Here is a 16,802-nt window from a genome sequence, read left to right as displayed (position 1 = left end):
GCTCGCTGAGGGCGCTCTCGTCCTCGACGAGCAGGATGCTGGTCACGCGTGTTCTCCTATCGGGGCGGTCGCCGCGAAGGGCGTCCGGGCGGGGTCGGCCGTCGGGGTGACGGTCGGCGTCGCGGAGGGAGCGGGAGTCAGCGTCGAGTAGGCCTCGAGGGCGTTCGTCAGGACGGGGACGAGGAGCTCCTTGCCCTGCTCGGAGCCGTACTGGAAGTAGACGGGGAGCAGGCCGCCGGGAATGGTGTCGATGTCGTCCATCTGGACGGCCTCGGTGCTGTCGGGGCGGACCTCGGTGCGGCCGGGGACGGCGTCGACGGTGTCGCTGGTGCGGCCCGCGGAGCCCTCGTACTGCACCTCGACGCTCAGCGCCTCATCGGTGGAGTTCACGAGCGTCACGATCAGGGTGCCGGCCTCGCCGTCGTCCGAGACGATCATCGCGTTGCGGATGGCGAGATCGCCGATCGTCGCGCCGACTCCGTCGCTCGGGTCGTAGATCTTGCGCGTCGCCTGCGGGGCGACGAGGTTGCAGCCGGCGGTAGCGAGGGCGACGCCGACCGCGAGAACGACGGATGCAGCGATACGCGCCTTCACAGGAACCTCCAGATCGTCGGCCCCGCTCGCCCCGGACAGGGCGACTTCACTGTGCACGAGCCGACACCAGGCTAGCGTAGCGAGCACCGCGGCTCCGCCCGTCCGGACTCCCGTCCCGCTCGGCGCGCATGGTAACCTGTCCGCCGCTGAAAGGACGTCGCATGCAGTTCGAGGTCGGAGAGACGGTCGTCTACCCCCATCACGGAGCCGCCACGATCGCCGAGGTGAAGACCCGGACGATCAAGGGCCAGGAGAAGACGTACCTGAAGCTCCGCGTCGCGCAGGGCGATCTCGTCATCGAGGTGCCCGCCGACAACGTCGACCTGGTCGGCGTCCGCGACGTCATCGGCCGCGATGGCGTCGAGCGCGTGTTCGAGGTCCTGCGCGCCGAGGTCGTCGAGGAGCCGACGAACTGGTCGCGCCGCTACAAGGCCAACCTCGAGAAGCTCGGGTCCGGAGACGTCGTCAAGGTCTCCGAGGTCGTCCGCGACCTCACCCGCCGCGACCGCGACCGCGGCCTCTCGGCGGGGGAGAAGAGCATGCTCGCCAAGGCCCGCCAGATCCTCGTCTCCGAGCTCGCCCTGGCCGAGAAGACCGACGAGGACGCCGCCTCCGTGCTCCTCGACGAGGTCCTCGCATCCTGAACGGTCCGGCCGGCGCGCCGACCGCGGCCGTCGTCGTCGTCGCCGCCGGCAGCGGCACGAGGCTCGGCCGCGAGCGCCCCAAGGCCTACGTCGACTGCGCGGGGAGGACGATCCTGGAGCGCAGCCTGCGCACGGTGCTGCTGCTCGCGGAGCCGGTCCAGATCGTCGTCGTGGCTCCCGCCGCCCTCCTCGAGGAGACGGCCGCTCTCGCGCACGCCGCCGGCGCCCCAGACGGCTCCGTCAGCGTCGTCGCCGGAGGCGCCAGCCGCCAGGAGTCGGTCGCTCGGGGGCTCCGGGCGCTCGGCCCGACCGTCGAGACGGTGCTCGTGCACGACGCCGCCCGCGCCCTCACGCCCGTCGACCAGTTCGAGCGGGTGATCGCGGCGGTCCGGGAGACGGGCGGCGGAGTGATCCCGGGTCTGCCGGTCACCGACACGATCAAGCGCATCCGCGCCGACGGCGGGATCCTCGGCACGGTGGACCGCTCCGAGCTCGCCGCGGTGCAGACGCCGCAGGGCTTCCCGCGCTCGCTCCTCGACGAGGCCTACGCCTCGGCGGAGGAGGAGTTCACCGACGACGCGGCGCTCCTCGCCTCGCGCGGCGGTCGCTCGGTCGTCGTCGCGGGCGACCCGCTCGCCTTCAAGATCACCACCCCCTGGGACCTGGCCCGCGCCGAGCAGGTGCTCGCACCGCCGCCCGTCGTCGTCGTGCCGCGCGTCGGCATCGGCACGGACGTGCACGCGTTCGACGACGCGTCGCCGCTCTGGCTCGCCGGGCTGCACTGGCCGGGGGAGCGGGGCCTGTCCGGGCACAGCGACGGCGACCCGGTCGCCCACGCGATCTGCGACGCGCTCCTGGCGGCGGCGGGTCTCGGCGACATCGGCTCCCGCTTCGGCACGGCCGACCCGCGCTTCGCGGACGCCCACGGCGAGGTCTTCCTCCGCGCGACCCGCGAGCTGGTGGAGGCCGCCGGCTTCGCCATCGGCAACGTCTCGGTGCAGCTCATCGGCAACCGCCCGAAGTTCTCGCCGCGGCGCGAAGAGGCGCAGAGGCTGCTCTCGGAGCTGCTCGGCGCACCGGTCAGCGTCGCCGCCACCACCTCGGACGCGCTGGGCTTCACCGGCCGGGGCGAAGGGGTCGCCGCGACCGCGACGGCACTCGTCCTCCCCACCCCCGCTGTCGCCCGGTAGTCCCCGGGCGGAGCCGCCGACCCGGCCGGGAGCGGTCCGCCCGGTAAACTCGCCCGCGTGACTCTGCGACTGCATGACTCGAAGGCCCAGGCCCTCGTCGATTTCGTCCCCCTCCGCGAGAACGAGGTCGGGATGTACGTCTGCGGACCCACCGTGCAGTCCTCGCCCCACATCGGGCACCTGCGCTCCGCCCTCGCCTACGACCAGCTGCGCCGCTGGCTGGCGTACCGCGGCTTCCAGGTCACCCTGGTGCGCAACGTCACCGACATCGACGACAAGATCCTCGCCATCGCCGAGGACGCGCGGCGTCGGGCGCCCGAGGGCGCGCCGGTCGAGCAGTGGTGGGCCCTCGCCTACCGCGTCGAGCTCGAGTTCACCGCCGCGTACACGGCCCTCGGCATCCTCCCGCCGACCTACGAGCCGCGCGCGACCGCGAGCATCGCCGAGATGATCACCCTCATCCAGACCCTGATCGAGCGCGGTCACGCCTACCCGGCGCCCGACGACTCCGGCGACGTCTACTTCGACACGCGGTCCTGGCCGGACTACGGCTCGCTCACCCACCAGCGCCTCGAGAGCATGGAGGCGGCGACCGACGCCGACCCGCGCGGCAAGCGCGACCCGCACGACTTCGCTCTCTGGAAGGGCGCCAAGCCGGAGGAGCCCGAGTCGGCCGCCTGGGCCTCGCCGTGGGGCGCCGGGCGCCCCGGCTGGCACATCGAGTGCTCCGCGATGTCGACGAAGTACCTCGGCACCCAGTTCGACATCCACGGCGGCGGGCTCGACCTGCGCTTCCCCCACCACGAGAACGAGCTCGCCCAGTCCAGCGCCGCCGGCCACGCCTTCGCCAGCTACTGGCTGCACAACGGCCTCGTGTCCGTCATCGGCCAGAAGATGAGCAAGTCGCTCGGCAACTCGGTGTTCGCCTCCGAGCTGCTCGAGGCGGCCCGCCCGCTCGTCGTCCGCTACTACCTCGGCTCGGCCCACTACCGCTCCACCCTCGAGTTCCACGACGGAGCTCTCGAGGAGGCCGAAGCGGCGCTGGAGCGGATCGAGGGCTTCCTCGAGCGCTCCCGCCGCCGCCTCGACGGCACGCGGTTCGCCGCGCTCGGCGAGCCGGTGGTCCCGGAGGAGTTCGCCGAGGCGATGGACGACGACCTGTCCGTCCCGCAGGCCATCGGCGTCCTGCACGAGACCGTGCGCGCCGGCAACGCCGCCCTCGACGCCGAGGACCTCGGCTCCGTCTCGGCCCTGCGCACCCAGGTGCTCGCGATGGCGGCCGTGCTCGGCATCGACCCGGAGGCGCCCGAATGGGCGCGCTCCGACGACGAACCCTCGTACCGCGCGCTCAGCGTGCTGGTCGACCGCCTGGTCGCCGAACGCCAGACCGCGCGCGAGCAGCGCGACTGGGCGAGCGCCGACCGCATCCGAACCGATCTCGCCGCGGCGGGAATCACGATCGAAGACACCCAGACGGGTGCGCATTGGAGTCTCGATGGCGAATAAGCCCGGCCGCCCCGGAGCGGTCCGAAAGAAGAGCAAGGGCAAGGCCGTCGGTTCCGGCGGTCAGGGCCGTCAGGCCCTCGAGGGCAAGAAGCCCACGCCCAAGGCCGAGGACCGGCCCTACCACCCCGCAGGCAAGGCGAAGCTCGCGCGCGAGCGCTTCGTCGCCGCCGGCGGCAAGGGCCGCCCCGGCGGAGCCCTCTCCGCGGCCGCCCGCGGACAGGGGCGGCCCGCCCCGTCGCGCAAACCCAAGAGCGGCGACGACTTCGAGATGGTGACGGGCCGGAACTCGGTCCTCGAGGCGCTGCGCGCCAGCATCCCGGCCACCACCCTCTACCTCGCGACCCGCATCGAGATGGACGACCGGGTCAAGGAGGCGCTCAAGATCGCCACCGCCCGCGGCCTTCCCGTGCTCGAGGTCATGCGCCCGGAGCTCGACCGCCTCGCCGGCCCCGACTCCGTGCACCAGGGCCTCGTGCTGAAGGTGCCGCCCTACGAGTACGCCCACCCGAGCGACCTGCTCGAGCGCAGCGTCTCCCGCGGAGCGGTCCCCCTCCTCGTCGCCCTCGACGGCATCACCGACCCGCGCAACCTCGGAGCGATCATCCGCTCCGTCGCCGCGTTCGGCGGACAGGGCGTCATCGTCCCGCAGCGCCGCTCCGTGGGCCTCAACTCCGCCGCCTGGAAGACCTCCGCCGGAGCCGCCGCACGCATCCCCGTCGCGATGGCGTCCAACCTCACCGCCATGATCAAGGACTTCAAGCGCGCGGGCGTCTTCGTCATCGGACTCGACGGCGACGGCGACGTGATGCTCCCCGGCCTCGAACTCGCCGACCGGCCGCTCCTCGTCGTCGTCGGCAGCGAGGGCAAGGGCCTCTCCCGCCTCGTCACCGAGCAGTGCGACGCCGTCGTCTCCATCCCGATCAGCTCCGCCACCGAATCCCTCAACGCCGGGATCGCGGCGTCGGTCGCGCTCTACGAGATCTCCAAACTCCGCTCCGCCTCCGAGTAGCGCGGGCGCCGGCACGGCGATCTGCGGCGTTGTCGTCGGGCGCGATACCGCCGGTATCGCTTCCTCCTCCGCCTTGCAGCTCACAGCGCGGGCGCCGGCACGGTGATCTGCGGCGTTGTCGTCGGGCGCGATACCGCCGGTATCGCTTCCTCCTCCGCCTTGCAGCTCACCGCGCCGGCACCCGCGCTCCAGGTCTGGATGTCAGGGGCGCCGCCTGCGGCGAGCGGACAGGGGCGCCGCCTGCCGCGAGCGAGCCGGGGGGATGCGAAGAGGGCCCGTGCTGACAGCGCGGGCCCTCTTGCGGTGGTGGGGGGGGTCAGACGTTCTTCGTCCAGTCGACGTCGGCGTCCTCGTCGGTGAGCTCGGCGTCGCCGGACTCGTCGAGGACGAGGTTCGGGAGGGTCAGCGCCTCGGTGGGAGGAGCGATGACCGTCGCCTCGTCGCGGCGGTGACGCAGGATGTCGTTCACGTAGGCGGTGACCGCCTCCGCCAGGGGGACGTCGCGCGCCTGCTGCTGCGACATGAACCATCGGTGCTCGAGCAGCTGGTGGAACATCTCGGCCGGCTCCAGGCGGCCCTTGAGATCACGGGGGATCGATCGGATGACCGGCTCGAACACCTGCGCCAGCCACTCGTGCGCCACCATCTCCTCGTCCAGGCCCTGCTTGTCGTAGGTCGCCGTGTACGAGTCGAGGTCGTTGAGCAGGCGTCGCGCCTGGTTCTCCTGCGCGTCCAGCCCGGTGAGACGGAGCAGCCGCCGCTGGTGGTGGCCGGCGTCGACCACCTTCGGCTGGATGCGCACCGTCGACCCGGCCTCGTCGGTCTTGATCGCGAGCTCCTCGATGTCGAAGCCCAGCTCGTTCAGCCGGTTCACGCGGTCGTTGATCCGCCAGCGCTCCGACGTCGCGAACGACTCGGCACCGGTCAGCTCCTTCCAGAGGCTGCGGTACGCCGCGACGATGCCGTCGGAGACCGTGATCGGATCGAGGTCGTCGTCGACGCGACCGCCGGCCTCGAGGTCGAGCAGCTCGCCGGCGATGTTGACGCGGGCGATCTCCAGATCGTTCTCGCGCTGGCCGTTCGAGAGGCCGCCCGAGTAGAGCTGCCCGGTCTCCGCATCGACCAGGTAGGCGGCGAAGGCGCCGGCATCGCGCCGGAAGAGAGTGTTCGAGAGCGAGACGTCGCCCCAGAAGAAGCCGATCACGTGCAGGCGGACCAGGAGGAGCGCCAGCGCGTCGACCAGACGGGTCGCCGTGTCCGGCCGCAGCGTCTGCGAGAAGAGCGCCCGATAGGGGAGCGAGAACTTGAGGTGACGGGTGACGAGCACGGCGGGCAGGGCCTCGCCCTCGTCGTCGGTGCGGTTCGTGATCACCGCGCCCGGAACCACGCACGGCACGTCGAGGCGCTGCAGCGTCTTCAGCATCTCGTACTCGCGCCGCGACATCTCGGCGGTCGTCTCCTTGACGGCGACGACGTGTCCGGAGAGGTGGGCGAAGCGGACCGTGTGCCGCGAGATGCCCTTCGGCAGGGCGGCGATGTACTCGTCGGGCCAGTCGTCGAGCCGCAGGTTCCACGGCAGGTCGAGCAGGGCCGGGTCGACGGTGGCCGAGGTGATGTTCAGGGAGCCGGACATGGTGCGCCGTTCGTGTCGCGTGTCGGACGGTGGGGGAGCCGCAGACGACGCTGCCGCCGCCCTGGAGGGGACGGCGGCAGCGTGCGGTGCAGGAGGAGGCTCAGGAGAGGCGCTCGCCCGACTCCGCGTCGAAGATGTGCACGCGGTGGTTCGCGGTCACGTACACGCGGTCGCCCGCGGTCGGGTGCACGCGGCCGTCGACGCGCGCGACGATGTCGGTGCGGCGGCCCTCGACCTCGGTGTGGCCGTAGAGGTAGCCGTCCGAGCCGAGCTCCTCGATGAGGTCGACCTCGATCGGCAGTCCGCCGGGCTGGGTCGAGACGGTGACGTCCTCGGGGCGCACGCCGAGCGTGACGACCTTCTGGCTCGTCTTCGCGAGCGCCTCGCGGGCGATCGGGAGGACGGTGTCGCCGAACTTGACGCCGCCGTCGGTGACGTCCGCGTGGAACAGGTTCATCGCGGGCGAACCGATGAAGCCGGCCACGAAGACGTTGTTCGGGTTCTCGTACAGGTCGCGGGGCGAGCCGACCTGCTGGAGGAGGCCGTCCTTGAGGACCGCGATGCGGTCGCCCATGGTGAGCGCCTCGGTCTGGTCGTGGGTGACGTAGACCGTGGTGATGCCCAGGCGGCGCTGCAGCGTGCCGATCTGGGTGCGAGTGGACACGCGGAGCTTGGCGTCGAGGTTCGACAGCGGCTCGTCCATGAGGAAGACCTGGGGCTTGCGGACGATGGCGCGGCCCATCGCGACGCGCTGGCGCTGGCCACCGGAGAGCGCCTTCGGCTTGCGGTTCAGGTAGGGCTCGAGGTCGAGCATCTTCGCGGCCTCGAGGACCCGCGCGGCGCGCTCGTCCTTGTTGACGCCGGCGATCTTGAGCGCGAAGCCCATGTTCTCGGCGACCGACATGTGCGGGTAGAGCGCGTAGTTTTGGAAGACCATCGCGATGTCGCGGTCCTTCGGCGGAACGTCCGTGACGTTGCGGTCGCCGATGAGGATGCGGCCCTCGTTGACCTCTTCGAGGCCGGCGAGCATGCGCAGGGAGGTGGACTTGCCGCAGCCGGAGGGGCCGACGAGGACGAGGAACTCGCCGTCGCCCACCTCGAGGTTGAGCTTGTCGACGGAGGCGCGAGTGGCCCCGGGGTAGACGCGGGACGCGTGGTCGAAAGTTACGGACGCCATTGTTCTTGCTCCTTCACCGGCAGGTACGTGCCGGACGATCCGAGTGAATGGAAGTGATGGTCATCATCGCGTGGGCGACTCCGACCAACCGTCACAGTATGCCACGGGGCCGACAGTCGTCGGTCGGGCACCGCGTATCCGTCGTTTGGAGGTTTCCCAGGGCTCGCGCGTAGGATTCCGGCGAGTCGCGCCCGGCGACCCCCTTCTTCCCCTCTCTCATTCGGAGCGTTCTTGTCATGACCACCGGCGGAGCCAACGACCGTCTCTCGAAGAACCAGCGACGAGAGGCCGCCCGAGAGAAGGCGCGCCGCCTGCGCGAGCAGCAGAAGCGCCGCGACCGCGTGAGCCGCTTCGCCCTGCAGGGCGGGCTCGCCGCCGTCGTGATCGCGGTCGTCGTGATCGTGGTCTTCGCCGTCACCTCGAGCATCCGCCCCGCGGGTCCGGGCCCGGCGAACATGGCGAGCGACGGTGTCGTCATCGGCGAGAACATGGTCGCGCAGACGAGCGGCGCCGTCGCCGCCGACGGGACGCCCACCCCCAGCGCGCTCGACACCTCTGCCGGCACGGTCGACATCCGGGTCTACCTCGACTACCTCTGCCCCTACTGCGGCCAGTTCGAGAAGACCAACGGCGACCAGATCAAGGAGTGGGTGACCAGCGGTGCCGCGACGGTCGAGATCCACCCGATCGCCATCCTCACGACCCGCTCCAACGGCACCAAGTACTCGGAGCGCTCGGCCAACGCCGCCGCGTGCGTCGCGGACCGCTCGCCCGACTCCTTCTTCGACTTCAACTCCCTGCTGTTCGCCAACCAGCCGGCGGAGGGGACCGACGGACTCTCGGACGACCAGCTGAAGGACTACGCCTCGCAGGCCGGCGTCGAGGACACGGCGGCCGTGAACACCTGCATCGACGACCAGAGCTTCGTGAGCTGGGTCCGCGCCGCGACCGAGCGCGCCACCTCGGGTCCGCTGCCCGGCACGGACGTGCCCGCTGTCACGGGCACCCCGACCGTCCTGGTCAACGGCGAGGCGTACTCGGGCTCGCTGACCGACCCGGACGCCTTCAGCTCCTTCGTGCTCTCGGCCGCCGCCGACTCCTACTCGTCGGCGACTCCCGCGCCCACCTCCTCCGAGACCCCGGCGCCGAGCGACACGCCCGCCTCGACCGAGGCCCCCGCGTCGACCGAGGCCCCCGCGTCGACCGAGACGCCCGCGTCGACCGAGACCCCGGCTCCCGGCGACGCCCCGGTCTCCACCGAGGCTCCGGCCTCCTCCGAGCCGACTCCGGCCGCCGCCGGCTGAGCCCCGGACGCGCACGAGCCCCGCGCATACAGAAGGCCCCGACCGCACACAGCGGTCGGGGCCTTCCTCTCTCCTGAGCCGACGACGGGACTTGAACCCGTAACCGCCCGATTACAAGTCGGGTGCGCTACCAATTGCGCCACGTCGGCAGGTGCGCTCGCGCGCCCGGCCACCCTATCGCGGGCCCCGGATCCGCCCGGATCGGGGCCCGCCGCGTCTCACGGTTCGAGGATGCTGAGGTGCCGCTCTGCGGGAGCGGGACGCTTGGGGCCGCCGATCTTCCCGTCGGGACGGCCGACGTAGAGCCAGCCGAGCAGCTCCTCGCCCTTCTCGAGGCGATGCGCCTTCCGCACGGCCTTGTCGCGCGTGTAGGAGCCGGTGCGCCAGAAGACACCCCAGCCCGCCTCGTCGAGCAGCAGGCTCAGGAGGTGGGCGACGCCCGAGGCGACGGCCTCCTGCTCCCAGGCCGGCACCTTCGACTTCTTGACGCTCACCACGACGGCCAGCAGCAGGGAGGCGCGGTGCGTCTTCTCGATGTACTTCCGCGGGTCCTTCTTCGCCCCCGAGGCGACCGCGAAGCTGCGGCCGACCCGGTCGCGGGCGGCGCCGCGGATCTCGATGACCCGCCACGGGCGCAGCGAGCTGTGATCGGCGAGACGCGACGCCGCCGAGACGAACGCCGCGATCTCGTCGTGCCCCGGAGCCTCCGGCGTCACCTTCGAGCGCGATCGGCGCGCGAGGACGGCCTCGAGCACGGGGGAGGAGGACACGGTCACTCGCCCTCGGCCTGGAAGTTCAGGGCGATCGAGTTCATGCAGTAGCGGTCGCCGGTGGGCGTGCCGAAGCCGTCGGGGAAGACGTGTCCCAGGTGGGATCCGCAGTTCGCGCAGCGGACCTCGGTGCGGACCATGCCGAGGGTGCTGTCCTCGATCAGCTGGACCGCGTCCGGGTTCACGGACTCGTAGAAGCTCGGCCAGCCGCAGCCGGAGTCGAACTTGGTGCCGCTCTTGAAGAGCTCGGCGTTGCAGGCGGCACAGGTGTAGAGGCCGGAGCGGTGCTCGTCGAGCAGCTCGCCGGTCCACGGGCGCTCGGTGGCCGCTTCGCGCAGGACCGCGTACTGGTCGCGGTCGAGCTCCTCGCGCCACTCGGCGTCGGACTTGTTCACGGAATACGACGACATGGGTCTCCCTCGGAATCCTCGTCAGTGTACGGGGGCGGTCGCGCCCCTCCACCTGGTCCAACCCCCGGGACGACGGCTCCATTCCGCCTCCACGGGCTCTGGAGGAGACTCCCCGCCGGCACGCCGCGACGCGGTCACGAGCCGTTCGGAGCGCCTCCCCTGCGGTGGCGTCACGCCTGCCTACCCTGGGGGGATGAGCAGGACGACGGACCCGAGGCCGGGCACCGGTCTGTCCGAGCGCGAGCTGCGGGTGCTCGCCTTCGAGCGCGAGTGGACGGCCCGCTCCGGGGACAAGGACGACGCGATCCGCTCCCAGTTCGGACTGTCGGCCGCCCGCTATTATCAGGTGCTCAGCGCGGTGCTCGCCTCTCCGGCCGCCCTCGCGCACGACCCGATGCTCGTCACGCGGCTGCAGCGCATCCGCGACCAGCGCGCCGGCGCCCGCGCCTCGCGACGCCTCGGGCGCCTCGAGTAGACGAGCTGCTCGAGTCCACCAACGGAAGGCCGGCCGTACCCCCGATGTCGAACACGCACCCGAGAGACCGCTTCGACGAGGTCCCGGCGACGGAGGTGCGCGTCGGCGCCCACCGCCGGCCGCCGGCCCCTCACGCCCGCGCGTCCGCCCTCGCCTGGGCCGCGCTCGCCACCGGAGTCATCGTCCTGCTCGGCTTCATCGGGCTGCTGGTCATCGACGACCGGGTGCAGTTCACGGACGTCTTCACTCCGCCGACCGCGACCGTGGAGGCGACCCCGACCGCCGCCGCGACGCTCGATCCCGATCTCGCCGTCGCCGTCCTCAACGGCACCGCCACCGTCGGACTCGCCGCCAGCGCCGGCGACGCCCTGACGACGGCCGGATGGAGCGTCCCGACCGTCGCGAACGCGAACACCGAGGACATCGCCGCCACGACCGTCTACTACACCGACCCGGCGCTCGAGGGAGCGGCCCACGGTCTCGTCGACTCGCTCGGAACGGGGACCGTCCTACTCTCGCAGGACTTCGTCGAGACGGGCTCCGTCGTCGTGGTCCTGGGGGCCGATTACGCCTCCGAGCAGGGCTGATCGGGGCCCTCTGTTACGGGCACGTTTCCTCCGTGTTGAATCCCGGGCAACTCTTCCCCGCGAGGCCCTCTCCCGCCCCTTCCGGGCCCGATCGTCGGATTAGTATTCCTGACCAGGCACCAGCACATCGCTCGTGCCGCGGGCATCACAGCACTGGGGAGTACAGAGATGGCGAACGGAACCGTCAAGTGGTTCAACGCTGAGAAGGGCTACGGCTTCATCACGGTCGACGGCGGCGGACAGGACGTCTTCGTCCACTACTCCGCGATCGACATGTCGGGGTACAAGGTCCTCGAGGAGGGGCAGCAGGTCGCGTTCGAGGTCGGCACGGGGTCGAAGGGCCCCCAGGCCGAATCGGTCCGCCCGGCCTGACCGCCGAGCCTCCCGGGAGCCGTCGTCCGCCTCGTGCGGGCGGCGGCTCCTTCGTGTCGGAGCGCGTGCCCATCGCTTGCACTCGTCCACCGCGAGTGCCAGAATCGACCTTGGCACTCGCTCCGGTCGAGTGCCAGCACAGACATTTCACGACGTCCGGGAGGGACGAGAAACACACATGGCCAAGATCATTGCTTTTGACGAAGAAGCCCGCCGCGGCCTCGAGCGTGGACTCAACACTCTGGCCGACGCGGTCAAGGTGACCCTCGGCCCGCGCGGCCGCAACGTCGTCCTCGAGAAGAAGTGGGGCGCTCCCACCATCACGAACGACGGCGTCTCCATCGCCAAGGAGATCGAGCTCGACGAGCCGTACGAGAAGATCGGCGCCGAGCTCGTCAAGGAGGTCGCCAAGAAGACCGACGACGTCGCCGGCGACGGAACCACCACCGCGACCGTCCTCGCTCAGGCGCTCGTCCGCGAGGGCCTGCGCAACGTCGCGGCCGGCGCCGACCCGATCAGCCTCAAGAAGGGCATCGAGAAGGCCGTCAAGGCCGTCACCGCCGAGCTCATCGCCGGCGCGAAGGCGATCGAGACCAAGGAGGAGATCGCGGCGACCGCCTCCATCTCCGCCGCGGACCCCGAGATCGGCGCGATCATCGCCGAGGCGATCGACAAGGTCGGCAAGGAGGGCGTCGTCACCGTCGAGGAGTCGAACACCTTCGGCACCGAGCTCGAGCTCACCGAGGGCATGCGCTTCGACAAGGGCTACCTGTCGCAGTACTTCGTGACCGACCCCGACCGCCAGGAGGCGGTGTTCGAGGACCCCTACATCCTCATCGTCAACTCCAAGGTCTCGAACATCAAGGACCTGCTCCCGGTCGTCGACAAGGTGATCCAGGCGGGCAAGCAGCTGCTGATCATCGCCGAGGACGTCGACGGCGAGGCGCTGGCGACCCTGGTCGTCAACAAGATCCGCGGCATCTTCAAGTCGGTCGCCGTCAAGGCCCCCGGCTTCGGCGACCGTCGCAAGGCGCAGCTCCAGGACATCGCGATCCTCACCGGCGGCCAGGTCATCTCCGAGGAGGTCGGCCTCAAGCTCGAGAACGTCACCCTCGACCTGCTCGGCTCGGCCCGCAAGGTCGTCATCACCAAGGACGAGACCACGATCGTCGAGGGTGCCGGCGACGCCGAGGCCATCGCCGGCCGCGTCGCGCAGATCCGCGGCGAGATCGAGAACACCGACAGCGACTACGACCGCGAGAAGCTCCAGGAGCGCCTCGCGAAGCTCGCCGGCGGCGTCGCGGTCATCAAGGCCGGAGCGGCGACCGAGGTCGAGCTCAAGGAGCGCAAGCACCGCATCGAGGACGCCGTCCGCAACGCGAAGGCCGCCGTCGAGGAGGGCATCGTCGCCGGTGGTGGCGTCGCCCTCATCCAGGCCGGCAAGCTCGCCTTCGAGAAGCTCGAGCTCGTCGGAGACGAGGCGACCGGCGCGAACATCGTCAAGGTCGCCATCGACGCCCCGCTCAAGCAGATCGCCCTCAACGCGGGCATGGAGCCCGGCGTCGTCGCTGCGAAGGTCCGCGAGCTGCCCACCGGACACGGCCTCAACGCCGCGACCGGCGAGTACGTCGACCTCATCGCCGCGGGCATCATCGACCCGGTCAAGGTCACGCGCTCCGCTCTGCAGAACGCGGCGTCGATCGCCGGTCTCTTCCTCACCACGGAGGCCGTCGTCGCCGACAAGCCCGAGAAGAACCCGGTCGCCGCGGGCGGCGACCCCACCGGAGGCATGGACTTCTAATCCGTCCCCCCACCACGCAGAAGGCGGTTCCCCTCCGGGGGAGCCGCCTTCGGCGTTTCCGGAGGCATCTGAGCGAGCAGCAGGGGACCCCGCCGGCAGGCGGTCGTGGACCGGCCCCGCGACCACAACGGCGGTCCTCCTGCGGTGGCACCGCCCTCCGCGCCGCCTCGGTCTCCTCAGCGGACACCGGCACCGGAAGCGCGTGGAAGGCGCCGGTGCGGGTCGCGACGTCCCGGGTCAGGGCGGAGATGTCTTCGGCCGAACGGATGCGGACGGCGACTCCGCAGGATCCGGCGACGCGGCATCCGTCGAGCGTCGGGTCTCATCTCCAGCGGTCCGGGCGGGCTCGCCGCCCGGCGGTCCCCAAGAGGAGAGAGTGAGCTGCGCGCGGCCGTGAGCGCCGGGTGCGCGAGGTCACGGTCGCCCCGGGCCGATCGATCCGTGCCGCTCGGGGACGTCGACGGGAGAGCCCGGACCGAAGGGGTCCCCGAGGAGGGACGGACCTCGGTGCGGATCAGACCGAGGCGGGGGAGGTCTCGCCGTTCTGGCCGACCGTCAACAGCGGCAGCGCGACGCGGAAGGTCGCGCCTCCGCCCGGCGTCTCGACGACGTCCACGCGGCCCTTGTGCGCGGCGACGATCGAGGACACGATCGCCAGTCCGAGGCCGCTGCCGCCGGTCTCGCGGGTCCGCGACGTGTCCGCGCGCCAGAAGCGCTGGAAGATCTTCTCGCGGATCTGCGGCGGGATGCCCTCGCCGTGGTCGATGACCTCCAGCAGGGCGAGGCGGCGGGAGCGGTCGACGGCGACGCCGATCTCGATCGGAGTGTCCTCGGGCGTGTAGCGGACGGCGTTGCCGATCAGGTTCGTCAGGACCTGGCGGATCTTGTTCTCCTCCGCCATCACCATCGCGGGCACGCCCGGCTCCTCGGGGGCGGTGGCGGTGCCGGCGGCGATCTCCTCGGCGTTGACCCGGCGCGGACGCCGGCGGAATCGGGCGAGCCTCGCTCCTGCCGCGGCGATCGGGCCGGTGAGCCCGGGGTTCGTCAGCTCCATGGTCTGCGTGGCGGAGGCGCCGGCCTCGTCGGGCTCGAGCGCGGGCGTCTCCACGGGGGTGTCGTCGCGGGTCTCGACGCCGAAGTCGCGGTCGGGCCAGGAGGCCATCGCGTCCATCGCGGCGTCGCGGGCGAGCGGCATCAGATCGACGGGCGCGAGTGCGAGAGGCTTCGTCTCGTCGAGGCGGGCGAGCTCGAGGAGGTCCTCGACCAGGCCGCCCATCCGGATCGCCTCCTTCTCGATGCGCTCCATCGCCTGGCCGACGGCCTCGGGCGTCTGCAGAGCGCCCATCCGATACAGCTCGGCGTAGCCGCGGACGGAGACCAGCGGCGTGCGCAGCTCGTGGCTGGCGTCGCCGACGAAGCGGCGCATCTGGTCGATCGTGCGGGCGCGGTCGCGGAAGGCGGAGTCGATCCGCCCGAGCATCGCGTTCAGGGAGCGGTTGAGGCGCCCGACCTCGGTGTTGGGCGTCGTGCCGTCCAGACGCTGGCTGAAGTCGCCGTCCGCGATGGCGGCAGCGGTCTGCTCGACCTCGCGCAGCGGGGCGAAGGTGGTGGTGACCAGCAGGCGGGTGAGGAGTGCGCCGATCACGACGATCGCGACTCCGAAGCCGAGGAAGATCGTGAGGTACGTCGTCATGATGACGTCGACGCTGCGGGTCGACACCGCGAGCAGGAGCGTCTGGTACTCGGTGCCCCTCGTGAACACCGTCGACATGACGTGGTACTCGACCTTGCCGTTCGAGCTCCAGATCTCCATCGGCTTGTCGCCGCCCTGCAGCGCCTGCTCGAGGGTGAAGGTCTGCGGGAAGGCGGGGTCGGCCGCGCCGGACGCGTTCGTATTGTCGAGCGTGCCGTACTGGTCGTAGACGGCGCCGAAATCGGCCTTGGACTCGTCGATCGCGGCGAGGTCGTTGACGGAGAGGTCGCTCGCCGTCCGCTGGACCTGGTCGGCCAGCTGCGCGTCGAGCTGGGCGACGAGCTGCGGCTTCAGCATCGTCATCGTCCCGATCCCGGAGACGAGGAGTCCCAGCGTGAGCAGGAGGACCGTGACCGCAGTGATCTTCGTGCGCAACGAGATGGAGTTCCACCGCTCGGCCAGACCCTGGTGCATGGCGGTGGAACTCCCTCGGGATCGGCGGGCGCCGCGCCTCCGGCGGGAGGTGGCGCCGAGGTGGCGGAGGCTAGGCCTTCGCGACCTTCAGCATGTATCCGAATCCTCGCTTGGTCTGGATGAGCGATTCCTCCGAATGCGTGTCGAGCTTACGTCGCAGGTACGAGATGTAGGACTCGACGATGCCCGCATCGCCGTTGAAGTCGTACTCCCACACGTGGTCGAGGATCTGCGCCTTGCTGAGCACCCGGTTCGGATTGAGCATCAGGTAGCGGAGCAGCTTGAACTCGGTGGGGCTGAGCTCCACCGGCTCGTCGCCGACGAGGACCTCGTGCGTGTCCTGGTCCATGGTCAGCTCGCCGGCCCGGATGACCGCGTCCTCCTCGGCGTGCATGGTGCGGCGGAGGATCGCCTTGATGCGCGCGACGATCTCGTCGAGGCTGAACGGCTTCGTGACGTAGTCGTCACCGCCGACGGTGAGGCCCGTGATCTTGTCCTCGGTGTCGTCCTTCGCCGTGAGGAAGAGGATGGGGGAGGTGTACCCGGCCGAGCGGAGGCGCTTGGTCACGCCGAACCCGTTCATGTCGGGGAGCATCACGTCGAGGATGATCAGGTCCGGCTCCTCCTCGAGGACCGCCGAGATGGCCTGGGCCCCGTTGCCGACCGCACGCACGGCGAAGCCGGCGAAGCGGAGGCTCGTGGTGAGCAGGTCTCTGATGTTGGGCTCGTCGTCGACGATGAGAATGCGGGGTCCGTCCATGCAGGACAGTATCTGGCCGTCGGCTGTACGGAGTCTGGGAGTCGGTTGTCCGGGCGCTCGGTGCCGGCTCGGCGGCGGGGAACGCCTGACGAAGGGCGGTGCGGCAGGAGGAGACCGCGTCCGATCAGGACTGCGCGCGGCGGCGCCGGACCCCCACGATGAGCATCGCGATCATCATGAGGAACGCGATGGGCAGGCCCACCAGCGGCACGGCGAAGACGAACTGCCAGAACGGGCCGGCGTACTCGCGGATCCCGAGCGCGGGGGCGACCAGGATCGCGAGGAACGCGAGGACCGTCACGACGATGATCGCGATGAACATGTAGGCGAGCGTGCGCTCCGCGCGTCCGACGCCCGCCGGCTCCTGTGGCTTCACCCGTCAAGGATAGGGCGGCCCCGGTCG

The 16,802-nt window shown here is 70.9% G+C and carries 17 protein-coding genes and 1 tRNA gene; 9 read left to right on the top strand and 9 right to left on the bottom strand.

Translation table 11 applies throughout. The features are described from left to right. Positions 1–42: 42 nt before the first annotated feature. Positions 43–594, bottom strand: coding sequence for a hypothetical protein (locus C5C82_RS15435; RefSeq protein ID WP_104355311.1), 552 nt, complete (start codon positions 592–594; stop codon positions 43–45). 161 nt (positions 595–755) lie between these two features. Here C5C82_RS15435 and C5C82_RS15430 point away from each other — a divergent pair, with 161 nt between their 5' ends. Genes C5C82_RS15430 through rlmB form a run of 4 tightly spaced genes read left to right on the top strand, consistent with a single transcriptional unit; the run spans position 756 to position 4,943 of the window. Continuing rightward, the gene (locus tag C5C82_RS15430) at positions 756–1,238 is read left to right on the top strand and encodes a CarD family transcriptional regulator (RefSeq protein WP_104226484.1); all 483 of its coding nucleotides are present in this window, start codon (positions 756–758) and stop codon (positions 1,236–1,238) included. Continuing rightward, positions 1,232–2,428 carry a 2-C-methyl-D-erythritol 4-phosphate cytidylyltransferase gene (ispD, locus tag C5C82_RS15425; RefSeq protein ID WP_181134460.1) on the top strand — a complete coding sequence of 399 codons (1,197 nt, stop codon included), beginning with the start codon at positions 1,232–1,234 and terminating at the stop codon, positions 2,426–2,428. Before C5C82_RS15430 ends, ispD begins: the two co-directional genes overlap by 7 nt. 57 nt (positions 2,429–2,485) lie before the next feature. Continuing rightward, on the top strand, positions 2,486–3,934 hold the full coding sequence (gene cysS / locus C5C82_RS15420; RefSeq protein ID WP_104226483.1) for a cysteine--tRNA ligase: 1,449 nt from the start codon (positions 2,486–2,488) through the stop codon (positions 3,932–3,934). Beyond that, on the top strand, positions 3,924–4,943 hold the full coding sequence (rlmB, locus tag C5C82_RS15415; RefSeq protein ID WP_104224591.1) for a 23S rRNA (guanosine(2251)-2'-O)-methyltransferase RlmB: 1,020 nt from the start codon (positions 3,924–3,926) through the stop codon (positions 4,941–4,943). The genes cysS and rlmB overlap by 11 nt, the downstream gene beginning before the upstream one ends. 316 nt (positions 4,944–5,259) lie before the next feature. Here rlmB and C5C82_RS15410 read toward each other — a convergent pair whose 3' ends face one another. Together C5C82_RS15410 and C5C82_RS15405 are read right to left on the bottom strand one after the other, a co-directional pair. After that, a complete protein-coding gene (locus C5C82_RS15410; protein ID WP_104226481.1) occupies positions 5,260–6,576 on the bottom strand; it encodes a DUF4032 domain-containing protein in 1,317 nt (438 codons plus the stop codon). A gap of 100 nt (positions 6,577–6,676) precedes the next feature. Beyond that, entirely contained in the window at positions 6,677–7,753 is a 1,077-nt protein-coding gene (locus C5C82_RS15405) for an ABC transporter ATP-binding protein (protein ID WP_104224593.1), read from the bottom strand. Positions 7,754–7,989: 236 nt separating this feature from the next. Here C5C82_RS15405 and C5C82_RS15400 point away from each other — a divergent pair, with 236 nt between their 5' ends. Further along, positions 7,990–9,057, top strand: coding sequence for a thioredoxin domain-containing protein (locus tag C5C82_RS15400; protein ID WP_104291655.1), 1,068 nt, complete (start codon positions 7,990–7,992; stop codon positions 9,055–9,057). Between the two features lie 76 nt (positions 9,058–9,133). Here the strand turns inward: C5C82_RS15400 and C5C82_RS15395 are convergent. The 3 genes from C5C82_RS15395 to msrB form a co-directional block, all read right to left on the bottom strand. Beyond that, positions 9,134–9,206 (bottom strand) — tRNA-Thr (locus C5C82_RS15395). A 69-nt stretch (positions 9,207–9,275) separates the two neighbouring features. Beyond that, a complete protein-coding gene (locus C5C82_RS15390) occupies positions 9,276–9,833 on the bottom strand; it encodes a nitroreductase family protein (RefSeq protein WP_104226480.1) in 558 nt (185 codons plus the stop codon). Then, positions 9,830–10,237, bottom strand: a complete 408-nt coding sequence (gene msrB, locus C5C82_RS15385; RefSeq protein ID WP_104255437.1) for a peptide-methionine (R)-S-oxide reductase MsrB — start codon at positions 10,235–10,237, stop codon at positions 9,830–9,832. Before msrB ends, C5C82_RS15390 begins: the two co-directional genes overlap by 4 nt. Positions 10,238–10,430: 193 nt before the next feature. Between msrB and C5C82_RS15380 the strand changes: the two genes are divergently transcribed. The 4 genes from C5C82_RS15380 to groL all read left to right on the top strand — a co-directional run bounded on the left by C5C82_RS15380 (position 10,431) and on the right by groL (position 13,472). Then, on the top strand, positions 10,431–10,712 hold the full coding sequence (locus C5C82_RS15380; RefSeq protein ID WP_104224597.1) for a DUF3263 domain-containing protein: 282 nt from the start codon (positions 10,431–10,433) through the stop codon (positions 10,710–10,712). 44 nt (positions 10,713–10,756) lie between these two features. After that, entirely contained in the window at positions 10,757–11,299 is a 543-nt protein-coding gene (locus C5C82_RS15375; RefSeq protein ID WP_104355310.1) for a LytR C-terminal domain-containing protein, read from the top strand. A 168-nt stretch (positions 11,300–11,467) separates the two neighbouring features. Further along, positions 11,468–11,671, top strand: a complete 204-nt coding sequence (locus C5C82_RS15370) for a cold-shock protein (protein ID WP_104224599.1) — start codon at positions 11,468–11,470, stop codon at positions 11,669–11,671. A gap of 178 nt (positions 11,672–11,849) precedes the next feature. Continuing rightward, a complete protein-coding gene (gene groL, locus C5C82_RS15365; protein ID WP_104224600.1) occupies positions 11,850–13,472 on the top strand; it encodes a chaperonin GroEL in 1,623 nt (540 codons plus the stop codon). Between the two features lie 514 nt (positions 13,473–13,986). Here the strand turns inward: groL and C5C82_RS15360 are convergent. The 3 genes from C5C82_RS15360 to C5C82_RS15350 all read right to left on the bottom strand — a co-directional run bounded on the left by C5C82_RS15360 (position 13,987) and on the right by C5C82_RS15350 (position 16,775). Further along, positions 13,987–15,639, bottom strand: coding sequence for a HAMP domain-containing sensor histidine kinase (locus C5C82_RS15360; RefSeq protein WP_104224601.1), 1,653 nt, complete (start codon positions 15,637–15,639; stop codon positions 13,987–13,989). A gap of 70 nt (positions 15,640–15,709) precedes the next feature. After that, positions 15,710–16,399, bottom strand: a complete 690-nt coding sequence (locus C5C82_RS15355) for a response regulator transcription factor (protein ID WP_055787731.1) — start codon at positions 16,397–16,399, stop codon at positions 15,710–15,712. A 124-nt stretch (positions 16,400–16,523) separates the two neighbouring features. Then, entirely contained in the window at positions 16,524–16,775 is a 252-nt protein-coding gene (locus C5C82_RS15350) for a hypothetical protein (RefSeq protein WP_244229474.1), read from the bottom strand. Positions 16,776–16,802 lie beyond the last annotated feature (27 nt).

The sequence above is a fragment of the Rathayibacter sp. AY1D5 genome (assembly GCF_002932515.1).
Lineage (GTDB): Bacteria > Actinomycetota > Actinomycetes > Actinomycetales > Microbacteriaceae > Rathayibacter.
The sequence above is the reverse complement of the archived record's forward strand: the minus strand, read 5'-3'. Positions and strand labels throughout refer to the sequence as shown.

Excerpts from the sequence above, each read along its gene's own strand:
- C5C82_RS15360 (WP_104224601.1), bottom strand. The coding sequence starts at position 15,639 with ATGCACCAGGGTCTGGCCGAGCGGTGGAACTCCATCTCGTTGCGCACG.
- C5C82_RS15405 (WP_104224593.1), bottom strand. The coding sequence starts at position 7,753 with ATGGCGTCCGTAACTTTCGACCACGCGTCCCGCGTCTACCCCGGGGCC.
- groL (WP_104224600.1), top strand. The coding sequence starts at position 11,850 with ATGGCCAAGATCATTGCTTTTGACGAAGAAGCCCGCCGCGGCCTCGAG.
- C5C82_RS15370 (WP_104224599.1), top strand. The coding sequence starts at position 11,468 with ATGGCGAACGGAACCGTCAAGTGGTTCAACGCTGAGAAGGGCTACGGC.
- C5C82_RS15400 (WP_104291655.1), top strand. The coding sequence starts at position 7,990 with ATGACCACCGGCGGAGCCAACGACCGTCTCTCGAAGAACCAGCGACGA.
- C5C82_RS15375 (WP_104355310.1), top strand. The coding sequence starts at position 10,757 with ATGTCGAACACGCACCCGAGAGACCGCTTCGACGAGGTCCCGGCGACG.
- msrB (WP_104255437.1), bottom strand. The coding sequence starts at position 10,237 with ATGTCGTCGTATTCCGTGAACAAGTCCGACGCCGAGTGGCGCGAGGAG.
- C5C82_RS15410 (WP_104226481.1), bottom strand. The coding sequence starts at position 6,576 with ATGTCCGGCTCCCTGAACATCACCTCGGCCACCGTCGACCCGGCCCTG.
- rlmB (WP_104224591.1), top strand. The coding sequence starts at position 3,924 with ATGGCGAATAAGCCCGGCCGCCCCGGAGCGGTCCGAAAGAAGAGCAAG.
- C5C82_RS15355 (WP_055787731.1), bottom strand. The coding sequence starts at position 16,399 with ATGGACGGACCCCGCATTCTCATCGTCGACGACGAGCCCAACATCAGA.
- C5C82_RS15430 (WP_104226484.1), top strand. The coding sequence starts at position 756 with ATGCAGTTCGAGGTCGGAGAGACGGTCGTCTACCCCCATCACGGAGCC.
- C5C82_RS15380 (WP_104224597.1), top strand. The coding sequence starts at position 10,431 with ATGAGCAGGACGACGGACCCGAGGCCGGGCACCGGTCTGTCCGAGCGC.